Below are 2,565 nucleotides of genomic sequence, written 5' to 3' on the forward strand. Positions count from 1 at the left end.
AGTCATAAAATGCCATTCTCTCTAATGAGGATTCGTAATCTTTGCCTGTTGTTATATCCGTTAATAATCCGACATAACTTGACGTTTTGCCTTCTGAATCTGTAATGGCAGAAATAGTTACTCTCTCTACAAAAATTTCTCCATTTTTTCTTCTATTCCATATTTCACCAATCCAATACTTGTTTCGGATTAATTCATTCCACATATGTTTGTAAAAATTTATATCGTGTTTATCCGATTTTAAATACCCTGCATTTTTCCCTATAACTTCATCTTTTGTATATCCCGTGATGAGTGTGTACGCTTCGTTCGCATCGACTATTATTCCACTCGTATCAGTAATAACAATTCCCTCTTTTGCACAGCTAAATACACTCGCCAAAAGTTTTAATTTTTCTTCGGTTTTTTTCCGATCCGTTATGTCTTTAACGATACTTAACTTATATCGTATATGGTCGTTTATATATGGGTAGGTATTTATTTCAACATCGATAATCGAACCGTCTTTTCGTTTGTGTTTTGTTTCAAAGCGCATAACCTTGTTTTGCCCGACAGTCTCCCGTATTTTATTCATATCGGTCAATGTAATTACAGGGTCAATATCAAACGGCGTTTTAGCAAGCAGTTCTTCTTTGGTATAGCCGAGACTGTCACAAGCAGCCTTGTTAACGTAAATGATTTTTGAGTCTTCATTAATTAAATAAATAGCATCGGTGATCATATTTAACGCCAAATCAGCCAGTTGGAGCTGATTTTCAATTTCTCTTCGTTCCGATATATCGAGATTAAAGCAGGTTAATCCGATCACATTTTTTTCTCTCTCATCATAAATCGGTGAGTAGTAAGTCTGCCAAAACTTTCTTGACAATGCTTCATCACCATATTCATTCTCATCAATAAAAGTTTCACCACTCAACGCTCTATCAAAAAGGTTTTTGGCTTTTTGATTATCATCATCTCTGGCGATAATCTCAAGTATATTCATTCCGAGTTCAATCTCTTTTCCCCAGATAGAATGTATCGCTTTTTTATGTTCTTGATTAAATGCCAAATAATTGTATTTTGTATCTAAAGCAAAAATAATAATATTTGGAGAGCTCTCTAAGATAGCTTGCAGTAAATTAGTATTGGTTTGGTTGCTTACAGAGTGGATTTTGACGATATCTTTTTGAAGAGTTTGCTTATTTTCTCCCATCCATACACTCCTTCATTCTTATTCATTATAGTTAGGACGTAATAAATATTAATATAAAAATATTTTATCTAAAAAAATAAACTCTATGTATGCATAATGCCTATTTGTATGTTTTATTGTAACTTCGGGTTACATGTTGAGAATAAATCTATTTATTTCATCGCCACCAACAAAAACCCGGTAAATCCAGCATTATCTACACTAACCATAGGAGATTCTGTGTGATTTCATCTCTTTACGAGAAAAGAGTCTATTCTAAAACTGCCTCTCGCTGTTTCTTCGTCAAACTCTCCAAAATTAGTGTATAGGAGTGATCGATCAACTCTTTCAAGAGCTTTTCATCCACATCCCCCTGCACCATCACCGTATTCCAGTGCTTTTTATTCATGTGATACCCCGGAATAACTGAGGCGTAGATCGAACGGAGTTCCAATGCGTAAACAGGGTTGCATTTGAGATTGATCGATAACGGCTCTTTATCCACGATCAGGGCAAATATTTTTCCCGCTACACGATAGACCCGAACCTCTTGATCAAACGGATAGTCGAATGTTGAACCTTTTTTCGAGAGGAGATAGGTATCGATTTCTTTGAATGTCATGGTTATACTCTTTACCTTTTCAAAAATTCTATCGCGATTTTTTTCGCTTCCACACCGTTGGCACCCTCACCTCGGATTTGAAATGCAAAGACTTTTACAGTGTCATCCCACTCGATAAACCCGACAAACCAGCCGATACCGCCACAACTTCCAGTTTTACCCGATAATGTAACTCCCTCACGTTTTTCGAGTCTCATGATCTCTTTTACAACACTCTGCGAATGCAGTGAAAAAGGGAGCTGATTACGCACCAGTTTGGCGAGGAAACCTGTTTGCTCATTGGGGGATATTTTGAGACTGCCGCCACCGAGCCAAAAGTCGGTGAGGGTTTTAGAGGTATCCATATTTCCATACTCTGCTGCGCGTACCATCTCATCCATCTGCTTCTCTCCGACTCGGCGAGCGAGTTCCTGATAAAACCAAACCGTCGAAACTGCTATGGCAGAGCGCATCGAGTGTTCCGTGTTCCAAAACGGATAAGTTCGTACCACTCCATCCCACGCAATCGTCTCGTTTTCATCCCGCACCGCTTTGCTATCGAGCGCGATCATCGAGTTAAGAATTTTAAATGTCGAGCATGGGTTGACACGTTCATCGACGTGGTTTCCATAAATCGTTTTCGTCGAAGTATTTAGATCGACAATGACCGCCGTACCGTCAAATTTTCCGAAATCGGGTTCAGAAGCGTATAAACTAATACATAGTGCAAAAATGGATATAGCTTTTTTAGCGATATTAATGTCTGGAGTCATAGAATTTCTTTTTTACT

Annotated in this window: 3 protein-coding genes; all 3 read right to left on the reverse strand. The window is 38.1% G+C overall.

The genetic code is table 11. The annotated features are described in order from the left end of the window. On the reverse strand, window positions 1-1,195 hold a 1,195-nt coding region (locus tag PHR02_RS13570; protein WP_299992844.1), incomplete at its 3' end, for a PAS domain-containing protein. A gap of 250 nt (window positions 1,196-1,445) precedes the next feature. Next, a complete protein-coding gene (locus PHR02_RS13575) occupies window positions 1,446-1,796 on the reverse strand; it encodes an MmcQ/YjbR family DNA-binding protein (RefSeq protein ID WP_299992845.1) in 351 nt (116 codons plus the stop codon). Window positions 1,797-1,807: 11 nt separating this feature from the next. Then, a complete protein-coding gene (locus tag PHR02_RS13580; protein WP_299992846.1) occupies window positions 1,808-2,548 on the reverse strand; it encodes a penicillin-binding transpeptidase domain-containing protein in 741 nt (246 codons plus the stop codon). Between the last annotated feature and the right edge of the window lie 17 nt (window positions 2,549-2,565).

This window comes from Sulfuricurvum sp. (assembly GCF_028688295.1).
Lineage (GTDB): Bacteria > Campylobacterota > Campylobacteria > Campylobacterales > Sulfurimonadaceae > Sulfuricurvum.

Coding starts and splice junctions, on each gene's coding strand:
- PHR02_RS13575 (WP_299992845.1), bottom strand. CDS start 1,796: ATGACATTCAAAGAAATCGATACCTATCTCCTCTCGAAAAAAGGTTCA.
- PHR02_RS13580 (WP_299992846.1), bottom strand. CDS start 2,548: ATGACTCCAGACATTAATATCGCTAAAAAAGCTATATCCATTTTTGCA.